Annotated in this window: 20 protein-coding genes; 9 read left to right on the top strand and 11 right to left on the bottom strand. The window is 60.2% G+C overall.

Going from position 1 to position 20,548, the window contains the following annotated elements:
• Positions 1-13 precede the first annotated feature (13 nt).
• The 8 genes from ttcA (at position 14) to GOX88_RS15500 (ending at position 7,985) form a co-directional block, all read left to right on the top strand.
• The gene (gene ttcA, locus GOX88_RS15465) at positions 14-907 is read left to right on the top strand and encodes a tRNA 2-thiocytidine(32) synthetase TtcA (protein WP_170403631.1); all 894 of its coding nucleotides are present in this window, start codon (positions 14-16) and stop codon (positions 905-907) included.
• 72 nt (positions 908-979) lie between these two features.
• Positions 980-2,524 carry a putative bifunctional diguanylate cyclase/phosphodiesterase gene (locus tag GOX88_RS15470; protein ID WP_170403634.1) on the top strand — a complete coding sequence of 515 codons (1,545 nt, stop codon included), beginning with the start codon at positions 980-982 and terminating at the stop codon, positions 2,522-2,524.
• A gap of 123 nt (positions 2,525-2,647) precedes the next feature.
• Positions 2,648-4,477, top strand: coding sequence for a membrane protein insertase YidC (gene yidC, locus GOX88_RS15475; RefSeq protein WP_170403636.1), 1,830 nt, complete (start codon positions 2,648-2,650; stop codon positions 4,475-4,477).
• On the top strand, positions 4,474-5,211 hold the full coding sequence (locus tag GOX88_RS15480; RefSeq protein WP_170403639.1) for an MOSC domain-containing protein: 738 nt from the start codon (positions 4,474-4,476) through the stop codon (positions 5,209-5,211). The genes yidC and GOX88_RS15480 overlap by 4 nt, the downstream gene beginning before the upstream one ends.
• Positions 5,208-5,861, top strand: coding sequence for a ribosome biogenesis GTP-binding protein YihA/YsxC (gene yihA, locus GOX88_RS15485; RefSeq protein ID WP_170328749.1), 654 nt, complete (start codon positions 5,208-5,210; stop codon positions 5,859-5,861). The genes GOX88_RS15480 and yihA overlap by 4 nt, the downstream gene beginning before the upstream one ends.
• A gap of 60 nt (positions 5,862-5,921) precedes the next feature.
• Complete coding sequence (gene argB, locus GOX88_RS15490) at positions 5,922-6,785, top strand: acetylglutamate kinase (RefSeq protein WP_170403642.1); 864 nt, start codon at positions 5,922-5,924, stop codon at positions 6,783-6,785.
• 19 nt (positions 6,786-6,804) lie between these two features.
• Positions 6,805-7,491 carry a ferredoxin gene (locus GOX88_RS15495; RefSeq protein ID WP_170403645.1) on the top strand — a complete coding sequence of 229 codons (687 nt, stop codon included), beginning with the start codon at positions 6,805-6,807 and terminating at the stop codon, positions 7,489-7,491.
• Positions 7,488-7,985 (top strand): SixA phosphatase family protein, encoded by a 498-nt coding sequence (locus tag GOX88_RS15500; protein ID WP_170403646.1) that lies wholly within the window; start codon positions 7,488-7,490, stop codon positions 7,983-7,985. The genes GOX88_RS15495 and GOX88_RS15500 overlap by 4 nt, the downstream gene beginning before the upstream one ends.
• 45 nt (positions 7,986-8,030) lie before the next feature.
• On the opposite strand, the gene GOX88_RS15505 is transcribed toward GOX88_RS15500, so the two are convergent.
• The 10 genes from GOX88_RS15505 to GOX88_RS15550 all read right to left on the bottom strand — a co-directional run bounded on the left by GOX88_RS15505 (position 8,031) and on the right by GOX88_RS15550 (position 18,926).
• The gene (locus GOX88_RS15505) at positions 8,031-8,822 is read right to left on the bottom strand and encodes an amino acid ABC transporter ATP-binding protein (protein ID WP_058283489.1); all 792 of its coding nucleotides are present in this window, start codon (positions 8,820-8,822) and stop codon (positions 8,031-8,033) included.
• 12 nt (positions 8,823-8,834) lie between these two features.
• Positions 8,835-10,190, bottom strand: a complete 1,356-nt coding sequence (locus tag GOX88_RS15510; RefSeq protein WP_170403650.1) for an amino acid ABC transporter permease — start codon at positions 10,188-10,190, stop codon at positions 8,835-8,837.
• Position 10,191: 1 nt separating this feature from the next.
• Entirely contained in the window at positions 10,192-11,460 is a 1,269-nt protein-coding gene (locus GOX88_RS15515; protein ID WP_170403652.1) for an amino acid ABC transporter permease, read from the bottom strand.
• A gap of 128 nt (positions 11,461-11,588) precedes the next feature.
• On the bottom strand, positions 11,589-12,605 hold the full coding sequence (locus tag GOX88_RS15520) for an amino acid ABC transporter substrate-binding protein (RefSeq protein WP_170403655.1): 1,017 nt from the start codon (positions 12,603-12,605) through the stop codon (positions 11,589-11,591).
• 207 nt (positions 12,606-12,812) lie between these two features.
• A complete protein-coding gene (locus GOX88_RS15525) occupies positions 12,813-13,520 on the bottom strand; it encodes an ATP12 family chaperone protein (RefSeq protein ID WP_170403658.1) in 708 nt (235 codons plus the stop codon).
• Positions 13,521-13,524: 4 nt separating this feature from the next.
• A complete protein-coding gene (locus GOX88_RS15530; RefSeq protein WP_170403661.1) occupies positions 13,525-14,196 on the bottom strand; it encodes an HAD-IA family hydrolase in 672 nt (223 codons plus the stop codon).
• Positions 14,193-15,236: an RluA family pseudouridine synthase gene (locus GOX88_RS15535; protein ID WP_170403664.1), complete on the bottom strand. Its 1,044-nt coding sequence runs from the start codon at positions 15,234-15,236 to the stop codon at positions 14,193-14,195. The genes GOX88_RS15530 and GOX88_RS15535 overlap by 4 nt, the downstream gene beginning before the upstream one ends.
• A 107-nt stretch (positions 15,237-15,343) precedes the next feature.
• The gene (locus GOX88_RS15540; RefSeq protein WP_170403666.1) at positions 15,344-16,150 is read right to left on the bottom strand and encodes a crotonase/enoyl-CoA hydratase family protein; all 807 of its coding nucleotides are present in this window, start codon (positions 16,148-16,150) and stop codon (positions 15,344-15,346) included.
• A gap of 75 nt (positions 16,151-16,225) precedes the next feature.
• The gene (locus GOX88_RS15545) at positions 16,226-17,536 is read right to left on the bottom strand and encodes a replication-associated recombination protein A (protein WP_170403669.1); all 1,311 of its coding nucleotides are present in this window, start codon (positions 17,534-17,536) and stop codon (positions 16,226-16,228) included.
• 1 nt (position 17,537) lies between these two features.
• Positions 17,538-18,926, bottom strand: coding sequence for a trypsin-like peptidase domain-containing protein (locus tag GOX88_RS15550; protein ID WP_437436427.1), 1,389 nt, complete (start codon positions 18,924-18,926; stop codon positions 17,538-17,540).
• Between the two features lie 168 nt (positions 18,927-19,094).
• On the opposite strand from GOX88_RS15550, the gene GOX88_RS15555 reads away from it, so the two are divergent.
• Complete coding sequence (locus tag GOX88_RS15555; protein ID WP_254443349.1) at positions 19,095-20,048, top strand: TAXI family TRAP transporter solute-binding subunit; 954 nt, start codon at positions 19,095-19,097, stop codon at positions 20,046-20,048.
• Between the two features lie 74 nt (positions 20,049-20,122).
• Here the strand turns inward: GOX88_RS15555 and rplQ are convergent, their stop codons facing one another.
• Positions 20,123-20,545 (bottom strand): 50S ribosomal protein L17, encoded by a 423-nt coding sequence (gene rplQ, locus GOX88_RS15560; protein ID WP_170387757.1) that lies wholly within the window; start codon positions 20,543-20,545, stop codon positions 20,123-20,125.
• Positions 20,546-20,548: the final 3 nt, after the last annotated feature.

Raw genomic sequence — 20,548 nt, forward strand, 5'->3', positions numbered from 1 at the left:
GTAGGGGCTGCGCATGTTTGACGAAGCTGACGATATCCACCCGCTCTTTGCCGGCGCGCCCTCGACCACCGAGTTCAAGAAGCTGCGCAAACGCATCGTGCGCCAGACCCGCGAAGCCATTGAGCAGTACGGGATGGTGGACCCGTCCGCCCATGACAAGGATGGCAAACCGCCCCGCTGGCTGGTCTGCCTGTCCGGCGGCAAAGACAGCTATACCTTACTGGCGGTGCTTTATGAGCTGAAATGGCGGGGGCTTCTGCCGGTCGACCTGCTGGCTTGCAATCTGGATCAGGGCCAGCCCGGCTTTCCCGCCACCGTCCTGCCCGAATTTCTCGAACGGATGGGCGTGCCCCATCGCATCGAATATCAGGACACCTATTCCGTGGTGATGGACAAGGTTCCGCAGGGCCGCACCTTTTGCGCCCTGTGTTCACGCCTGCGCCGCGGCAACCTGTATCGGATCGCGCGCGAGGAAGGTTGCAGCGCCGTGATTCTGGGCCATCACCGGGACGATATCCTCGAGACATTCTTCATGAACCTGTTCCACGGCGGGCGCCTGGCGACAATGCCGCCGAAACTGGTGAACGAAGAAGGCGACCTGTTTGTCTTTCGCCCGCTGGCCCATGTGGCGGAAGCCGACTGCGAGAAATTCGCCACCGCGATGAAATATCCCATCATCCCCTGCGACCTGTGCGGCAGTCAGGACGGGTTGCAGCGCCAGCAGGTAAAACAGATTCTGGACCAGTGGGAAAAGAACAGCCCTGGTCGGCGACAGGTGATGTTCCGGGCCCTGACCAACGCGCGGCCCTCGCACCTGCTGGACCCGAAATTGTTCGATTTCCAGGGCCTCACGCTAAACCCCGGCAAAAAAGACGAAAATTCGGATGAAATTCCACAGTTGCGTTAACGTCTGACTCAGAATGGTTTTCTACGGTTGCCCAATACGTGCTATGCCTAAACGTAGAGGCCCAGAAAACCGATGTGGAAACATATCTCAGTTGAACGCGTTCTCGATGCTCTTACTTCGGTTCTGAGCGGCCCTGCCGCTTTGGCCTTTGTCCCGGCGATCAGCCTTGCCGCATTCTGGATCGGCGGGGAACGAGCGCTGGTGGTCGTCGCTTTCTGCCTACCGCTGATTTACCTAGGCGCCGCCGCGATTGACGCCCGGTCCGATCAGCGGCGCCAACGACGCAACCCGCCCGGTGGCATGATGACCATCGACGCCTTCGCCACGGAACTGGAGGGTTTTTTCAAGGCATTCACGCCCGGCGGCGCGGATTCGGCCTGCATCCTCGTTGCGCTGGATGACTACCCGGATTTTCTGGACCTGCACGGCAACGCCGCCGCCGATCATCTGGCGGACCAGTTCGGCCACCGCATCCTTTCGGTCATCCGAACGCAGGATATCGTGACCCGGCTGGACAAGAACAAGATCGCAATTGGCCTGCACCCTTCGCACCAGTTGGATCTTGAGGCCTGTATTCAAATGGCCGGGCGCATTCAGTCCGTCGTGGAGGAACCTTTTATGCTCAACGGCACGAGCGTGTATGTGTCCTGCTCGATCGGGTTCAGCCAGCTGTCCAGCGCAGCTGATAGCCGATACGAGGATTGGATCGACGCCGCCTCGGCCGCATTGAGCGAAGCGCAAAGGAACGGACCATCGACCATTCGCGCCTTTTCCAGCGAAACGCAGCGCCGTTCGCGTATTCGGGCCAATTTGCGCAAAGAGTTCGAGGCAGCTCTGGACAATAGTGAAATCCGCCCGTGGTACCAACCTCAGATTTCGACCGATACCGGGCGTGTCACGGGGTTCGAGGCGCTGGCCCGCTGGGAGCATCCGCAAAAAGGGGTCCTGAGCCCGCAGGTCTTCCTGCCCTTCGCCGAACAGGCCGAACTGATGGAGAGGCTTGGCCAGGCGATGCGGCACCACGCCTTTGCCGCCATGCGCGATTGGGATCGCGCCGGGATCGTGGTGCCACGGATCGGGGTGAACTTCTCATCCGATGAGCTGCGCGACCCCGCCCTGATCGACCGGCTGAAATGGGAGCTGGACCAGAATGACCTGACGCCCGACCGGCTGGCGGTTGAGATTCTGGAAACCGTGTTCTCACGTCGGCCAGACGATGTGATCACCCGCAACGTGACCAGCATGTCCAAACTGGGGTGCTGCATTGATCTGGATGACTTCGGCACCGGACATGCCTCGATTGCGTCGATCAAGCGCTTCAATGTCTCGCGGATCAAAATCGACCGGTCCTTTGTTGCCAAGGCGGATCGTGACGCTGGCCAGCAGCAACTGGTAAGCGCCATCCTGACCATGGCCGAACGCCTGAACGTCGAAACGCTGGCCGAAGGGGTCGAGACCCCCGGTGAACACGCCCTGATGGCGCAATTGGGATGCAACCATGTTCAGGGGTTCGGGATTGGCAAACCGATGCCGTTTGAAAAGACACTGGACTGGGTCGCGGCACATCAGAACAAGGTCAACGGAATGCCGAAGATCGGGCGCAAGACCGGCCAGTAATCGCAAATTTACGCCACAGAAACGCAATCCGTGTGGAATTGACAGGCGATTCCGCTTGACCTTTGGGCCTGCACTCTGTTGAACCCACCGGGTGTGTTTCACTGCTTAAGGTGGCTGTCCCAGATGGACGATCAGAACAAGAATCTCATCCTTGCAACCGCGCTCAGCTTTGTCGTGATCCTTGTTTGGTTCGTGCTGTTCCCTCCGCCGGAACAAGCGCCCGCACCGGATCAGGCCGAGATTACCGCCGTCGAGGGCGATGAGGTTCAAACTCCAAGCGCCGCAGGCTCCAGCACCGTTGGAGAAGCGACAACCGCCGCTGAGGAAACCCTGCCCGAAGAACAGGCCCCGCGAGTCGAGATCGACACGCCTCGTCTGAAGGGTAGCCTGTCGCTGTCGGGCGGCCGCATCGATGAGCTGTTCCTGAAGGACTACAAGGTCTCGATCGAAGAAGGCGCGCCGATTGTCGAGCTTCTGTCTCCGGTCGGATCGGATTCGGCGTATTATGCCCTCTATGGCTGGGCGCCGGGCGCCGGAGTGGCTAGCGCGGACGTGCCCGGCCCGAATACACTGTGGACGGTAGAAGAGGGTGAGGCGCTGGGCGTCGACACACCGATTACCCTGAAATGGGACAACGGTAACGGTCTGACCTTCCGCCGCACGATCTCGGTGGATCAGGACTATATGTTCACGGTCAACCAATCCGTCGAAAACAACACACAGGCGCCGGTTGGAATGGCCCCCTACGGCATTCTGGCGCGCCACGGCATTGGCGAAGATGGCGACCTGCCCGACCTGAAAAACTTCTTCATTCTGCACGAAGGCGTGATCGGCATGGCCGACGGCACGCTGGCCGAGGTCGACTATGGCGATGTCCGTGATTTCGATATCGACCCGAACGAACGGGCGCAGGCCGAGGTCTATCAGGTCAAGGAAGACGGCTGGATCGGCTTTACCGACCACTACTGGATGACAACGCTGATCCCCGAACCGGGGACCGCGTTCAAAGCCGCTGCGAAATATGACGCCCGCCGCAAGATTTATCAGACCGAAACGGTTCTTCCGACCGTGAACGTTGCCCCCGGTGCGACGGAAGAGGTCACCACACAGCTGTTCGCGGGCGCCAAGGAATGGGAAACTATCCGTGAGTATCAAGCGGAAGGTGTCCAGAAGTTCATCGACAGCATCGACTGGGGCTGGTTCTTCTTCCTGACCAAGCCGATCTTCTGGCTGCTGCACAACATCAACGCCCTGATCGGCAACATGGGCTGGTCCATCATCGGCCTGACCCTGATCATCAAGGCGATCCTGTTCCCGCTGGCGTTCAAGTCCTACGTCTCGATGGCGAAGATGAAGGAGTTGCAGCCGCAGATGGAAGCCCTGAAAGAGGCCGCTGGCGACGACCGTCAGAAGATGCAGCAAGGCATGATGGAGCTGTACAAGAAGGAAAAGGTGAACCCCGCCGCAGGCTGTCTGCCGATCCTGATGCAGATTCCGATCTTCTTCTCGCTGTACAAGGTGATCTTCGTCACCATCGAACTGCGTCAGGCCCCATGGTTCGGCCCGTTCCAGGACCTGAGCGCGCCGGATCCGACCTCGATCATGAACCTGTTCGGCCTGCTGCCCTTTGCTGGTCCGCAGCCCGACAGCCTCATGGCGCTGATCTTCATCGGCATCCTGCCGCTGCTGCTGGGTATCTCGATGTGGCTGCAACAAAAGCTGAACCCGGCACCAACCGATCCGACGCAGGCGATGATCTTTGCCTGGATGCCGTGGGTGTTCATGTTCATGCTGGGCAGCTTTGCCAGCGGGCTGGTGGTCTACTGGATCGCGAACAACACGATCACGTTTACTCAGCAGTACCTGATCATGCGCAGCCAGGGTTATAAGCCGGACGTTTTCGGCAACATCAAATCCGGCTTCAAGCGTACTCCGAAAACGGATGATAAATGACAGCTGAAGTGACCCAGCTTTGCCGGCACCCGATCAAAAGCCATGGTCGGGAAACTGTCGCAACCGTAAACGTGATCCCCGGGCAGACCATGCCCGGGGATCGTGTTTGGGCGGTTGCGCATGAGGCGTCCAAGGCGGACGGCTCGGTATGGGTGCCGTGCGCCAATTTCAGCCGGGGCGCGAAAGCGCCGAAGCTGATGGCAATCTCGGCGCTGTACAACGGTGAAACCCTGACATTGTCCCACCCAGACCGTCCGGATCTGACCTTTGCCCCCGACAGTGAACAGCAAGTGTTTCTGGACTGGGTCAAACCCCTGATGCCCGCTGACCGGGCCGCCTCGGCGCGGATCATCCGGGTGCCGGGGCGTGGCATGACCGACAGCGATTTCCCCTCGATCAGCCTGTGCAACATGGCGTCTCATCGCGCGGTTGGCCAAAAGCTGGGCCAGGACCTGTCGATCCACCGCTGGCGCGGCAATATCTGGTTCGATGGCATGCCCCTATGGGAAGAATTCGAGTGGCTGGGCCGCGAGGTTCAGATCGGCGAGGCCGTGTTCCGCGTTCGTGAACGCATCACACGCTGTCTGGCAACAACGGCCAACCCGGACACGGGCATCCGTGATGCAGACACATTGGGCACGCTGGAATCCTGGGGCCACAAGGATTTTGGTGTCTATGCCGAGGTTCTTAAAGGCGGCGCAATCTCGGTTGGCGATAAGGTAGAATTGCTATGAGCACCCTCCCCTTCCCTCTGGCTGAAGACCCCGATGAGTTCGCGCAGGAGCGTGGCCGCAAGCTGTTCGCTGGCGAGTCCGAGTTCGTCAAAGGCGTGGTCGCCATGAATGGCCTGCCCGCGCCCGACCGGCTGGAGGTCTGCTTTGCCGGTCGCTCGAACGTGGGCAAGTCCAGCCTAATCAACGCACTGACCGGCACCAAGGGGCTGGCGCGCGCGTCAAACACGCCGGGCCGCACGCAAGAGATCAACTTTTTTACCCAAGGTCCCGAGCTCTATCTGGTCGACCTGCCCGGCTATGGCTATGCCAACGCTCCGGTGAAGGTGGTGGAAAAGTGGCAGCGGCTGCTGAAACAGTACCTGAGCGGTCGCCAGACCCTGCGCCGGGCCTTTGTCCTGATCGACTCGCGCCATGGGGTGAAACCGGTGGATGCCGAGATCATGAAGCTGTTGGACACCAGCGCCGTGACCTTTCAATGCGTGATGACCAAGGCCGACAAGGTCAAGGCCAAGGATCGGGAAAAGGTACTGGAACAGGTGCGTGGAGCGCTGTCGAAACACCCGGCGGCCTTCCCGGAAATCGTGCTGACCTCGTCTGAAAAGGGTGACGGTATCCCCACTCTGCGTTCGATCATCGCACATCTGGAATAGCTTGCCTCTTGGCAGCACCGAGCAAAGGCCCTAACACGGAACGTCAAAGGGACCTAAGCCATGAAGACACGAGATATGAACCGGGATTGGATCGCCACCGCCGCCACTTTGAACAGCGCCTTGCCCTATCTGCAGCGCTATGACGGCGCGATTGTCGTCATCAAACTGGGCGGTCACGCCATGGGCAGCGACGAGGCGATGGAAAGCTTTGCCCGTGACGTCGTGCTGATGCGTCAGGTCGGCGTGAACCCGGTGATCGTGCATGGCGGCGGTCCGATGATCAACGCGATGCTGGATCAGCTGAATATCCAATCCGAATTCGTGAACGGCAAGCGGGTGACCGACAAAGCCACCGTCGAGGTGGTCGAGATGGTTCTGTCCGGCCTCGTCAACAAACGCATCGTTCAGGCGATCAATGGTCAGGGCGGTACGGCCGTCGGCCTGTCGGGTAAGGACGCGAACCTGATGGTCTGTGATCAGGCCGATCCCGCGCTGGGGTTTGTCGGCTCTCCGTCCACGATGGACCCGAAAATTCTGCACGACCTGTTCGCCCATGATGTGATCCCTGTGATCGCTCCTCTGGGCGCGGGCAAGAACGGAGAGACCTTCAACATCAATGGGGATACGGCAGCCGGGGCCATCGCATCCGCGCTCAAGGCAGACCGGCTCCTGTTGCTGACGGACGTGTCGGGCGTCAAGAACGCCGCCGGAGAGGTCGTGACCGAGCTGAAAGCTGGTCAGATTCGCGAGATGACGATGGAAGGCACCATCGCGGGCGGCATGATCCCCAAGACGGAAACGGCGCTGGATGCGCTGCACAGCGGTGTGCGGGCGGTTGTCATTCTGGACGGTCGCGCGCCCAATGCGGTCCTGCTGGAACTGTATACCGAGCACGGTGCCGGGTCACTGATCCGCCCCGATTGACGTAACCCGCGGAGGAGAGATGAACGGACACCCCCCACCCTCCTCTTACGCGGCAGCAATCAGCTATGGTTGGGTAATGCGTGCGGCGCATCAGGCGGGCCTGATCGTCATGGGTGCGACGCATCCAAGACGCAGTGGCGCCAAGGGTCTGGACGGGGGAACCCTGGTTCTTTTAGGCGCGGGCTCGGCTTTCTGGCCTGTCTTGAAGGCGTCCCCGGAATGGTCGGGGCCCGACCCGGTGGACCGATGGTCCAGCCGCGTCATTGGTCAGATGGCACAGGATCTGGGCGCGCAGGCCTATTTTCCGTTTGGCGGACCACCCTATGCGCCCTTCATTGACTGGGCGTTGAAATCCGGGCGCACCTTCAGCAGCCCGGTTGGCGCTTTGGTGCATGACACCGTGGGTATGATGATCTCGTATCGCGGGGCGCTGCATTTCGCACGGGAATTCGACATCCCTGAAGGCAGCAGCGCGTCGCCCTGCACGGATTGCCCGGCGCCCTGTGCAACCTCCTGCCCGGTCCAGGCCCTGAACACCCGAGACTTTTATGACGTACCCGCCTGTCACGCACATCTATCCACACCTGAAGGCCAGACCTGCATGACCGGTGGCTGCCTTGCGCGGCTGTCCTGCCCGCTCAGCGTAGGTGCAGAGCGCGACCCGGAACAATCCGCCCACCATATGAGAGCGTTTCACCCATCATGACCCGCACCCTGATCCTGACCCGCCATGCGAAATCCAGTTGGGACAGTCCGGCTCTTACTGATCACGACCGCCCCCTGAACAAGCGCGGGCGCAAATCGGCTCCAGCAATTGCCGGTTGGCTGCGCGAAAACGGCTGGCTGCCGGATGAGGTGCTCAGTTCGACCTCGACCCGCACGCGCGAGACCTGGGAACGTATGGACCTGCAAGCGGACAAGGTCCGTTTTCACCGCACGCTCTACCACGCGGCCCCCGAGGACATGCTGATCGAGCTTTCGGGCGCCACGGAGCCCGCGGTGCTGATGCTGGGCCACAACCCCGGCATTGCCGCTTTTGCCAGCCGTATTGTCCGACGGGCCCCAGACCATGCGCGGTTTCATGACTACCCGACCTGCGCCACGACCGTGATCCGGTTTGACATCGACGACTGGGCGCATGTTCAGTGGCACAGCGGCAACGTGCAGGGATTTGCCATTCCTCGCGAGTTGCTGGAATGAAAAAAGGCGGGGCAAAACCCCGCCTTTTCATCCGTTTCACTGGGATCAGTGACCCAGAATCTGGCTCAGGAACAGCTTGGTCCGTTCGCTCTGCGGGTTATTGAAGAACTCTTCCGGTTCGTTCTGTTCCACGATCTGGCCGGCATCCATAAAGATCACGCGGTTGGCGACCTGGCGGGCAAAGCCCATCTCGTGGGTCACGCACAGCATGGTCATGCCTTCTTCGGCCAGTTCGATCATGGTGTCGAGCACCTCTTTGATCATCTCGGGGTCCAGCGCCGAGGTCGGTTCATCGAACAACATGATGCGCGGCATCATGCAGAGCGAGCGGGCAATCGCCACACGCTGCTGCTGACCACCGGAAAGCTGACCGGGATACTTGTCAGCCTGTTCAGGGATTTTCACCTTTTCCAGGAAATGCATCGCGCGCTCTTCGGCCTCTTTCTTGGGCGTCTTGCGCACCCAGATCGGGGCCAGCGTGCAGTTTTCCAGAATGGTCAGATGCGGGAACAGGTTGAAGTGCTGGAACACCATGCCAACCTCGGACCGGATCTTGTCGATGTTCTTGAGGTCATTCGATAGCTCGGTCCCATCCACGACGATCCTGCCCTGCTGGTGTTCCTCCAGCGCGTTCAGGCAGCGGATCAAGGTGGACTTGCCCGACCCCGACGGCCCCGCGATCACGATCCGCTCGCCCTGGTTGACGGTCAGATTGATGTCGCGCAGCACGTGGAAGGCCCCGTACCACTTGTTCATGTTGGTGATTTCGATGGCGACCTCGTCGCTCACCTGCATCTTGGAGCGGTCGATTTCGCGTTCAATTGCAAGTTCAGACATGTGTTGAACTCCTTAGCGGTGGCCAGTCTGAAGCTTGCGCTCCAGATACATGGAATAACGGGACATGGAGAAGCAGACGACGAAGAACAGAACGCCGATAAAGGCAAACAGTTCCCAGTAGACGCCGTTCCAGGCGGTATCGGCGCGGATGCCGTTGGTCAGGCCGATCACGTCGAACAGACCGATGATCGAGACCAGCGTGGTATCCTTGAAAATGCCGATAAAGGTCGACACGATGCCCGGGATCGAGATTTTCAGAGCCTGTGGCATGATGATCAGCCGCTGCGCCTGCCAGTAGTTCAGGCCCAGACTGTCAGCCCCTTCGTATTGACCGCGTGGCAGGGCAGCCAGACCACCCCTGATCACCTCGGCCATATAGGCGGCCGAGAACAGGGTCATCATGATCATCACCCGCAGGATGATGTCAAAATTGGTGCCCGGCGGCAGGAACAGGTTCAAAAGCAGCGAGGCCACGAACAGCAGGGTGATCAGCGGCACGCCGCGGATGAACTCGATAAAGCCCACGCACAGGTATTTGACGATCATCAGATCCGACTGACGGCCGAGTGCCAGAACGATACCGATGGGCAGCGAGACACCGATGGCCACAACGCCCAACAGGATCGCCAGCATGAAGCCACCAAAGTCGCGGCTTTCAACCGGAGCGATGCCGATCGGAATGACTGAGTTGATCGCGTCAGCAACCGAACCAGAAGCAAACAACCACCATAGAATTGGCAGCGCCGCCGCAAGGATCATCGCTGTCAGTGAACCCGCGACGGGGAGCACAAACTTGTATGCAAGATACCCGATGGCAAACCCCGCAGCGACCATCAGCGGTCCCCAGATGCTGCCGCCCCACATTAGCCAGGGCAGAAGGAACGGGTAGGCCGCCGTCACGAAAAGAAGTTTGCGCGGTACGTTGGTGAACAGCACCGGCGCAATCGAGACGAGCAACAGGATGAAGGTCAGGTTCGGCCGGAAATAGGCGGGCCAGCCGCCGGCTTCGGGCGGGTTTGACCACGTTGCGTCCGGATCAACAGGATAAGGCGGATAGAAACCGTACAGCAATTGCAGCCACCGGTCCTTGATCACACCCCAGCAGGCATGCCCATGAGTATCGCCCCAAGTCGCCATCATGATCTCTCGGCATTCCGACAGCGAATTCGCGTTCCAAACGGATTCGAACGTCCAGGCCAGGATGTTGGAGAGCACGTAGTAGATGAAAATCAGTGAGATGATCGTCAGGATAGCATTGAGCCAACTTGAGAACAGGTTGTGCCTGATCCAGCCCAGCACACCCACTTCGGATGCAGGCGGAGCTTTTTCCGGCAACATTTCCGTGCGGACAAATGAAACATCACTCATATTACCGCTCCACCAGTTTGACACGGTTGTTGTACCAGTTCATCACCGCCGAAATGCTCAGCGAGATGGTCAGATAGACCAGCATCAGCAGCAGAACACATTCCAGCTCGCGGCCGGTCTGGTTCATGGTGATGCCACCTAGGGTCCCCGTGATGTCCATATATCCGACCGCAATCGCCAGCGACGAGTTCTTGGTCAGGTTCAGATAGTTCGAGATCATCGGCGGGATGATCACCCGCAATGCCTGCGGCAGGATCACCAGACGCATCGTGCGGCCCGGGCGCAGGCCCAGAGCGGATGCGGCCTCGGTCTGGCCTTTCGAAATGGCCAGAATACCGGCACGGACGATCTCGGCGATGAAGGCTGCGGTGTACAGCGACAAGGCCAGCCACAGGGCGATCAGCGAGTTCCGCAGGTGGGTACCGCCGGTGAAGTTAAAGCCCTTCAGCTCGGGGTAGCCCAGATGGAAACCCAGCGCGCCCAGCAGGATGGCCGATGGCACGAACAGCAGGCCCAATTGGATGTACCAGATGGTCGGACGGTCACCGGTCTTTTCCTGCGTGGCACTGGCCCAGGCCGACACTTTGCGCATGGCAAAGATGCTGCCGCCAAAAACGATCAGGAAGGCGATCAGGTCCAGCGATACATCAAAGCGCAGGCTCGACGTGCCGAACAGGTGGATGTCACCCAGACCGCGTGAGAACAGAAACTCGGGGATATAGACCCCGCGATTGGTCACTGCAACCGTGCCGAACAGATCCATCGTGGCTTCTGGATTTTCACCCCGGAAGGCGCGCGGCGCCGGCAGGCTTTCAATCAGGATCGCCATAGCGAACACGATCCAAAGCAGAACCGGAACGTTGCGGAACATCTCGACATAGACGGTCATGATACGGGCGATCAGCCAGTTGTTCGACAGGCGCAGAACACCAACCATGACGCCGATGATCGTTGCCGTGATACAGCCCAGAACCGCAACAACCAGCGTGTTCAGCAGACCAATAAAGGCCGCGCGCAGATGGGTATCGCGCGAGTCGTATTCCAGCAGGCGTTGGTTGATGTCATAACTCGACGGCTCGCTGAAAAAACCGAACCCGACTGTTCGGCCCAGCGTTTCGAGGTTCTGAATGGTGTTGCTAATAATCCAAGCTGCCAGAAGCATGAAACCGATCAATGCAATGACCTGGATGGTCGCAGATCGATACCGCGTATCGTAAAGGAGCATGGACAGCCGGAAGTGCTCCTTCGGCGGGTCAGTGAGTGTCGTCATGACCTATGTTTTTCCCCGTGCATCCCGGTTTTTCATTGGCAGAGTTGACCTCTGCTCAGAACGATCCGGGCGTGTTTCTTATGGATGGAAAAAGGGCGCGGGATATCCCGCGCCCTTTTCCGTGGATTTTAGCGGAATGGCGGTGCGTACATCAGGCCGCCATCGGTCCACTGTGCGTTCAAGCCGCGCGCCAGACCGATCGGAGTTTCCTCACCGATGTTCTTGGCGAAGATTTCGCCATAGTTACCACCGACTTTGATCGCGCGCTGTGCCCAGGTTGCGTCAAGACCCAGCATCTCACCCAGAGTGCCTTCGCTGCCCAGCAGACGGTTCACTTCGGGGTTGTCGGTGCCAGCGGCCATCTCGTCGATGTTGGCCGAGGTCACACCCAACTCTTCGGCTGCGATCAGCGCGTTCAGGGTCCAGCGGACCACATCGCCCCACTCGTGATCGCCGTGACGGACCAGCGGTCCCAGCGGCTCTTTCGAGATGATTTCGGGCAGGATCACGTGGTCGCCTGCGTTTTCAAAGGTGGCGCGGGTAGCCGCCAGGCCCGATGCGTCGGTGGTGTAGACGTCACAGGCACCAGCCAGATACTGCTGCTGCGCTTCGGCGTTGGTTTCGATCGGAACCGGCTCGTAGCTCATGTTGTTGATGCGGAAGAAATCCGCCAGGTTGAGCTCGGTTGTGGTGCCGGTCTGGATGCAGACGGTTGCGCCGTCCAGTTCCTTGGCCGAGCTGACGCCCAGAGCCTTGGGAACCATGAAACCCTGACCATCATAATAGTTGATGCCGACGAATTCGAACTTCAGGTCGACGTCGCGGCTGAAGGTCCATGTGGTGTTGCGGGCCAGCATGTCGATCTCGCCCGAAGCCAGAGCGGTGAAACGCGTTTTACCGGTGGTCGGGATGAATTCAACTGCGGACGGATCGTCCAGAACGGCGGCTGCGACGGCACGACATACAGCCACGTCAAAGCCCTGCCACTCACCGTTGGCATCCGGGCTGGCAAAGCCGGGAACACCGGTCGCCACGCCGCAGTTCAGCTTGCCGCGTGCTTTTACATCGTCAGCAGTCCCTGCCGCCGCTACACCAGCAGCCAGGCCGGCGATGGTTGCCACGCCCAAGAGTACGGATTTTTTCATTTTTACCTCTTCCTGATTTTCCGCCCCGGTCAAAGGACGGTTCTGTCCGGCACCTCTGGCACCAGAAAGGTTTCCCAAAGGTGTCTCCCCTTTAGTGGGCATGAGTTTGGGCGCATTCATAAACAAACGTCAAGGGTCGGATCAGGGAAAACGATGGATCAATCCAGAGATGACTCTCCCAACGTTCTAAAAAATGGCCGTAAGGGATCAAATCGAGAGGTCAAAGAACCGTTTGGCGTGCAAAAAGGCCGACTTCTTGGTTTCTGCAAGCGCGTGGGCTTCGTCATCATGGCCCCATTGGTCGATCTGCCACTGCTCATCCAGCCGTGAAATCTGCCAGATTTCTTCCGCATCGGCCCGGTTTTGCGCCGCAGCAAATCCCAGGATGAGAGAGCCCGACAGGCTGACGAGATCGTGAAAGGCCGCCAGTTGAAAATCATTCAGCCCGTGGACACGCTGCCTGAGGGTTTCCACCGCCTCAGCCGACTGGGGCTGGTGTAGCACACCGGCCACAGGCAATAGCCGCGCTGACAGCGTTTCGGCCGCCCAATCCAGCACCGGGTCCCATTGTTCGGCCTGGCGCTGCTGCAACTCCTGCGGGTGAACCGCGCGGTAGCACAACAGGTCCGAATCGCCATAATCGGCCAGCATGTCTGCAACCTCGGCGTGTTGATGGTGGACCTTGTCGATGGCGGCATTTGCCGAACGGGTGAAAGGCATCACCGTCGGATCGATCACTTTTTCCTGCGCATCCCATTCTGCGGCGACTTCATCTGCCATGCCACGGGTCGGCAGCACCAAAGCCGCCTTGGCCGGGGTTTTCACGCGGCGACCATCCAGTTCAACGGTAAAGCCGCCTTCGGTTTCCACCACCGCGCTCTCGGTCCAGAATCGTTTCGGCTTCCAGTCGCTCATGTTGTCAGGTCCAGATATCGTCCAGCGCGCGAGGCAGCTGATCAAAGGTTTCAATAATGCAGGTCGCGCCATCCAGAACGGATCGGTCGTGGTAGCCCCAGGTCACACCAATGCTCGCCACCCCAGCGGCAAGGGCCATGTCCATATCAAACTTTGTGTCGCCGATCATGGCCGTATTGGCCGCATCCACCCCGGTTTCGCTGCGCGCCGTGTCGATCATCGACGGGTGCGGTTTGGACGGGTGGTGGTCTGCCACCTGACGGGTCACGAAAAAGCGTTCCAGCCCGTGCGCCTCGATCAGCGCGTCGAGACCGCGCTGAGATTTACCTGTGGCCACGCCCAGCAGAACCTCGGGCACTGCGTGCAGGGCTTGGATGGCGTCCAGCGCCCCGGGATACAGCGGAGAGCTGGCCGCCCCCTGCTCCAACCGTTGCGCGTGATAGGCTTCCTTGTAGCCCTCGACCAGACGCTGCTGCACAGTGTCGGAATGCTCGGGCGCCAATTGCGCCATCGCGTTGGGCAGAGACAGCCCCACGATGGACAGGATCGCTGCGCGGTCCGGCACCTGCAGGGATTGGGCGCCAAAACAGGCGGTCATCGCCGAAACGATACTGCCCTGACTGTCGACCAGGGTGCCGTCCACATCGAACAGCACCAGACGCAGCGATGCGCTCATTGCAATTCCTCGAACGGGTCGTCCGCGGCCAGATCTTCGGTCCAGCCGAAGGTGTCCCAGCTGTGTTTCATGTGATCCGGCAACGGCGCGGTGACGGTAATCGTCTTGCGCGTCATCGGATGCTGGAAGGTCGCCTGACGGGCATGCAGGTGCAGCTTTTTACTGATGATCCCGCCCAATTGCGCACCCCATCCATCGCCGAGGTTTTCCTGCCCCGAGCCGCCATATTTGCCGTCCCCGATGATCGGGTGCCCGATCGCCGCCATATGTGCCCGCAGCTGGTGGGTGCGGCCAGTAATCGGCTCCATCGCCACCCACGCGGCACGCCCGGCCACCCGATACAGCGTCGAATAGAGTGTATGCGCTCGTTTCGCGCCTGGCGTGTCGTTGATTTCGTTCAGCTGGACGGGGATCATCTTTTCGCCCTCACCGTGCTTGCCATGACCCGGGGCTTTAACCAGCCCGGTCTTGATCTCGCCCAGATAGGGGGTCGGCACCCCGGCGACCAACGCCCAGTAGATTTTGCGCGTGTCGCGATGACGGAACGCAGCCGTCAGCCCCTTGGCGGCCTCGCGGGTGCGGGCCAGCAACAGAACGCCCGAGGTATCCTTATCCAACCGGTGAACAAGGCGGGGGTTCTCGTCATAGCCAAAGCGCAGCGCCTCGGACAGGCTGTCCACATGGCGGGTCTGGCCGCTACCGCCCTGAACCGGCAAGCCATGGGGCTTGTTCAGCGCAAGAACGTGATCGTCACGATAGATCACGCAGGACTGAATCATCTTGGCATCGGCGTCCGAGACACGCTGTTTGACCTCGGCAGGCTTGTGATCGGCATCGGGCAGAGGTGGCACACGCACGACCTGCCCAACCTCAAGCCGGGTCGAAGCCTTCACCCGGCCACCTTCAACCCGCAGCTCGCCCTTGCGGCACATCTTTTCGATGCGCCCTTGGCTGACATGCGGAAACAGACGGCGCAGCCACCGATCCAGTCGCTGGTCGCCGTCACCCTCTGCCACGGTAATATTCTGTACGCCGCTCATGCCGATATCCCCTGCGTCGCGCGGATTGCCCGAGCGGTAAACCCGTCTGTAAGTGCCCTAGAAAACATGCGCGTCTGTGGCGTGCAAAGGGTCAAAAGTCAACCCGGTCAGATGTTCGAGAAATCCCCGTGCCGCCCGGCCCCGTCGCGGAAACGGCTCGCCCCGGCAGTGCCTTCACGCCGGATCGCCTCTAGCCCATTGGCCCACTCGACCTTGAGCGCGTCGCGCACTGGCATACCGCGCGTTTCGATGATCGAACGGCGATCGGCCCGCACGGCCTCTTGCGGGAACCGGGCAATTTCATGTGCCATCGCTTCGGCGGCCGCTCGGGTTTCGCCATGCGGCACGACCTTTTCGGCCAGACCGATGCGATAGCATTCCTCGGCTTCGACCTTGCGCCCTGTCAGCGCGATCTCCAACGCCTTCCCCTGCCCGACCAGACGCGGCAACCGGACCGAGCCACCATCCATCAACGTGATCCCCCAGCGACGGCAATAAACACCCAGATAGGCGGTTTCGGCCATCACCCGGATATCGCACCACAGGGCAAGCTCCATCCCGCCTGCCACAGCGGCCCCCTCCACGGCACCGATCACAGGCTTGGAGAGTTCCAGACGGGAAGGACCCATAGGGCCAAGTGTCGAGGGCGCCGATCCAATGGGGAAGCTATGTTTATCGAAATAGGCTTCTCTCAGTTCCGGGTCCCCGAGGGTGGCGGCGAGTTTCAGATCCCATCCCGCGCAGAAATTCCCGCCTTTGCCCCAGAACACGGCCGCTTTGGCCGGGCTGTCCTCAAACTCCAGAAACGCGGCCACCAGCGCCTCGGCATGGTCTGTGTCCACGGCATTGCGCGCATCCGGGCGGTCATGAATGATGGTCCAGACGTCCTCGGTTTTCTCGATTGAGACGGTCATGAGTATCCTCCCTCGACTCTCATGACCCAAGGGAAACCCGTTTTGCGTCCCCTGTCGCCTCTGACGCGGCGGAACTTAGCCGTTACGCTGCGCTCTCAGCTTGGCGAAGTAGTCCAGACGCTTTTTCAATTCACGCTCGAAGCCGCGTTCCACCGGTTGGTACAGCTCTGGCCGCTCCATCCCGTCTGGAAAGTAGTTCTGACCGGAAAACCCATCCTCGGCGTCATGGTCATAAGCATAACCCGCGCCATAGCCCTGATCCTTCATCAACGAGGTGGGCGCGTTCAGGATATGCTTGGGCGGCGGCTCACTGCCTGATTGCTTGGCCAACCGCATCGCCGCCTTGTAACCGACATAAGCCCCGTTCGATTTCGGAGCCAAGGCCAGGTAGACCAGCGCTTGCGCCAGCGCCAACTCGCCCTCCGGTGAGCCTAGCCGTTCGTAGGTCTGCCAGGATTGAAGGCAGATCGCCTGCGCCTGCGGATCGGCCAGACCGATATCTTCAACCGCCATGCGCGTGATGCGACGGGCCAGATAGCGCGGGTCCTCACCCCCCGTCAGCATCCGTGCGAACCAATACAGCGCGGCATCCGGGTCCGATCCCCGCACCGATTTATGCAGGGCCGAGATCAGGTTGTAATGCTCATCGCCTGACTTGTCGTATTTTGCCGCCCGGCGCATCAGCCGCGTCGACAGCGCATCCGGGTCCAGCGGTGCATCGACCTTCCACGCCGCGATCTGTTCGATCAGGTTCAACAGCGCCCGGCCGTCGCCATCGGCCATCTCTTGCAGCGCCTCGCGCGCCGGACCCGTCAGGGGCAACGCGCGATCCAGTTCCTTCTCGGCCCGTTGGGTCAGGCGCTCCAGATCGGCAAGGCTGAGGCGTTCCAACACCAGTACCTGCGCCCGGCTGAGCACAGCGGCGTTCAGCTCAAAAGACGGGTTCTCGGTCGTGGCCCCGACCAGCAGGATAGTGCCGTCCTCCATATGCGGCAGGAACCCGTCCTGCTGGGCTTTGTTGAACCGGTGGATTTCATCCACGAACAGCAATGTACCCTGCCCGTTCTGGCGGCGGATCTTGGCGGCCTCGAACACTTTTTTCAGGTCAGGCACACCGGTGAAGATCGCGCTGATCTGAACGAAATGCAGATCGGTCTCCTGCGCCAGCAACCGCGCGATGGTGGTCTTGCCAACGCCCGGAGGACCCCAGAACACAAGACTGGACAGGCTGCCCGAGGCCAGCATGACCCCCAGTGGCGCATCCGGGCCCAGAACCTGCTCTTGCCCGATCACCTCGGCCAATGTCTGCGGCCGCAGCCGATCGGCCAGCGGACGGTGCGCGGGTGGCGTGGGCGCAGCGGCCCCGGTATCGAACAGATCGCTCACGTCACAACCGGAACCGGAGAAAGACCGAACGGCCCCCTCTGAGAACATCCAGGTTAATCCGGCGGCCCGGATCGGTCAGCGCGTCGACCACGTCACGGGGGGTCTCAATTTCTGTGCCATTGATGCTGTTGACCACATCACCCGCGCGCAAACCGCCCCCGCCGCCATAAGACCCCGCATCCACCACGACCACTCCGGTCTGCGACAACACCAAGCCCATCTTCGCAATCACGGCCGGGTTGACGCGCGAGACCGTCAAACCCGGCATCACGGTCTGGTCGTCCAGAGTTGTTTCCTCGGCCGCCGGGGTTTCGGGCGCCTTGATCAGCGCAATTTCCACTTCGGTACGCTCTTCCCCCCGCAGGCGGGTCACCATGGACGTACCGCCCACACCGGCGACAGCCATACGGAATTTCATCTCGGCGGGCGAGTTCACCTCATCCCCATCCACATGGGTGACCACATCCCCCACGCGCAGACCGGCCTCGGCCAAGGGGCTCAGAGGGTGCAAGTCGGAAACCACCACACCCAGCGGGACCACCAGACCCAGAGACTCGGCGATATCCGCGCTCATGTGCTGGCCAGCCATTCCGGCCCAGGGACTTATGAAACTGTCATTGCCGCCCTGCGCCTGTCGCAGAAACTCGGCCACCAGATTGGCCGGAATAGCAAAGCCGATGCCGTTCGACCCACCCGATCGGGTCAGGATAGCGGTATTGATCCCGATCAGATCCCCATTCACGTCGATCAGCGCCCCGCCTGAATTGCCCGGGTTTATCGCCGCATCGGTCTGAATGAAATAGCCCCGCGCGTTGCCCGTGGCCGCGCCGGTCCGAGCCAGCCCCGAGATGATGCCCGACGACACCGTCTGCCCCACCCCGAACGGGTTGCCAATGGCCAGCGCCAGTTCACCAACCTCGACATGATCCGAGTCGCGCATTTGCAGGTAAGGCAGATTCTCGGCCTCTTCCAGCCGCAGGATGGCGATGTCGCTTTCCTTGTCACCCAGAACCACCTGCGCCGAAAACTCGCGCCGATCCGTGGTCACCACCCGGATTTCGGTGGCTGTCCCGACCACGTGGTAGTTCGACACCACGTAACCATCGTCCGACAGGATTACGCCCGATCCCAGCGAATTCTGCACCCGCGGGCGGGGCTCTCCGAACCCACGGCCAAAGAAGTCCTGAAAGAACGGGTCCGAGAAGAACGGGTTCGCCCGCCCCTGCCGCACGATCTTGGCATAGATGTTGACGACTGCCGGTGAGGCCTGTTTGACGACGGGCGCAAAGCCAAGGCTGATCTCGGCCTGCGATGTGGGCACTTTGGTTTCGGCCTGGGCTGAAACCGCGAATGAGGCCAACAGCAGCGAGCACAGTATTTTTCGCATGATCTTCCCGTAGATGACTTGCCCATCGGATATGCGAGGCATGTGACAAGATTGCAAGCGCGATGCTGTCTCTTGCGCCTTGACTTGAGCGCGGGGCGGTGAAAACGCTTGCCCGATCTAACAAACTGAAACGGACCAATTGTGCGCAACAGAATAATCGCGGCAGGGCAGATGCACCTGCGACCATCTTCTTTGCTCCTGGCCGCTGCCCTTGGGTTGTTCGCGGTCACCGCGCAGGCCGCGGATACTAAACTGACCATGGGGACGGGGGGAAAAAGCGGATATTATTTTGCCGTCGGCAACCTGCTGTGCACATCGTTTGCCCAAAGTGCGACTGGATACAGGTGCAACGCCAAAGCCACAGATGGCCCACGGGAGAATTTGCCAAAGCTGCGCCGGGGTAAATTCGACATCGTCGTGGCGCGGTCGGATTGGGCGCAAGACGCGCTGAAGGGCGCAGGTTTTTTCAAAAGCAAGGGCGCAGACACATCTCTGCGTTCTTTGTTCTCAATTCACAGCGCACCTTTGAGCGTCATTGCACGCAAAGGATCCGACATCAGCTCTGTTGATGATCTGGACGGGAAGCGTGTCATGCTGGATGGTTCAGCCACTTACTTGGTGAAACAGCTTCCCCAGGCAGCAAACTGGGACACTTCAGCCTTTGACACCTATAAGCCCAACGAAAAGAACCCGTTGCGAAAACAGTTGTGTTCCAGTGACATTGACGCAGTTGCAATCGTCGTCGGCAACCCGTCCAATTGGATTCTAAAAACAGCACAGACCTGTCCGATCCAATTGGTTACGGTGTCCGGGCGTCAGATTGACCGATTGATTTCCGGGTCGGATGCGCTCAGCCAAGTTTCGATCCCCGCGAATATGTATAGCGGGGTGACGTCACCCACAAAAACACTTGGCTACAAAGCTGTTTTGCTGAGTAACGCCAGTGTGTCCGAAGACGAAGTCTATGCGTTTGTCAAATCCACGTTTGAAAACCTGCCGCAACTGGCCCGCAAACATCCGGCGCTGAGAGGGTTGCAACCGTCAGACATGATCCGCGAGGGTCTGACCGCGCAATTGCATCCCGGCGCGGCGCGCTATTACCGGGAGCAGGGTTGGATCAAGTGACAGCCCTGTGGTGCGCTGAAACAAAAACCCCCGCGTCCGGGACGCGGGGGTTTTTACATGAAAGCAGGGCTTTCTTATTCTTCGTCTGCTGCCTCTTCGGCGGCAACGCGGGCTTTGTCGGCCGCGCCTTTGGCGTCGATGTCACGATCAACGAATTCGATGATCGCCATCGGTGCCATGTCGCCATAGCGGAAGCCTGCTTTCAGGATACGGACGTAACCGCCCTGACGCTCGGCGTAGCGGGGGCCCAGAACTTCGAACAGCTTTGCGACGTCTTTGTCTTCTTTCAGCTGTGCTGCGGCCTGACGGCGGGCGTGCAGGTCGCCGCGCTTGCCCAGAGTGACCAGCTTTTCGATGATCGGGCGCAGTTCTTTTGCCTTGGGCAGAGTCGTTTTGATTTGCTCATGCTCGATGAGCGAGCCAGCCATGTTCGCAAACAACGCCTTGCGGTGCTCATGAGTACGGTTCAGGCGGCGGTAACCACGTGCGTGACGCATTTT

The organism is Ruegeria arenilitoris (assembly GCF_013030985.1).
Classification (GTDB): Bacteria; Pseudomonadota; Alphaproteobacteria; order Rhodobacterales; family Rhodobacteraceae; genus Ruegeria; species Ruegeria arenilitoris_B.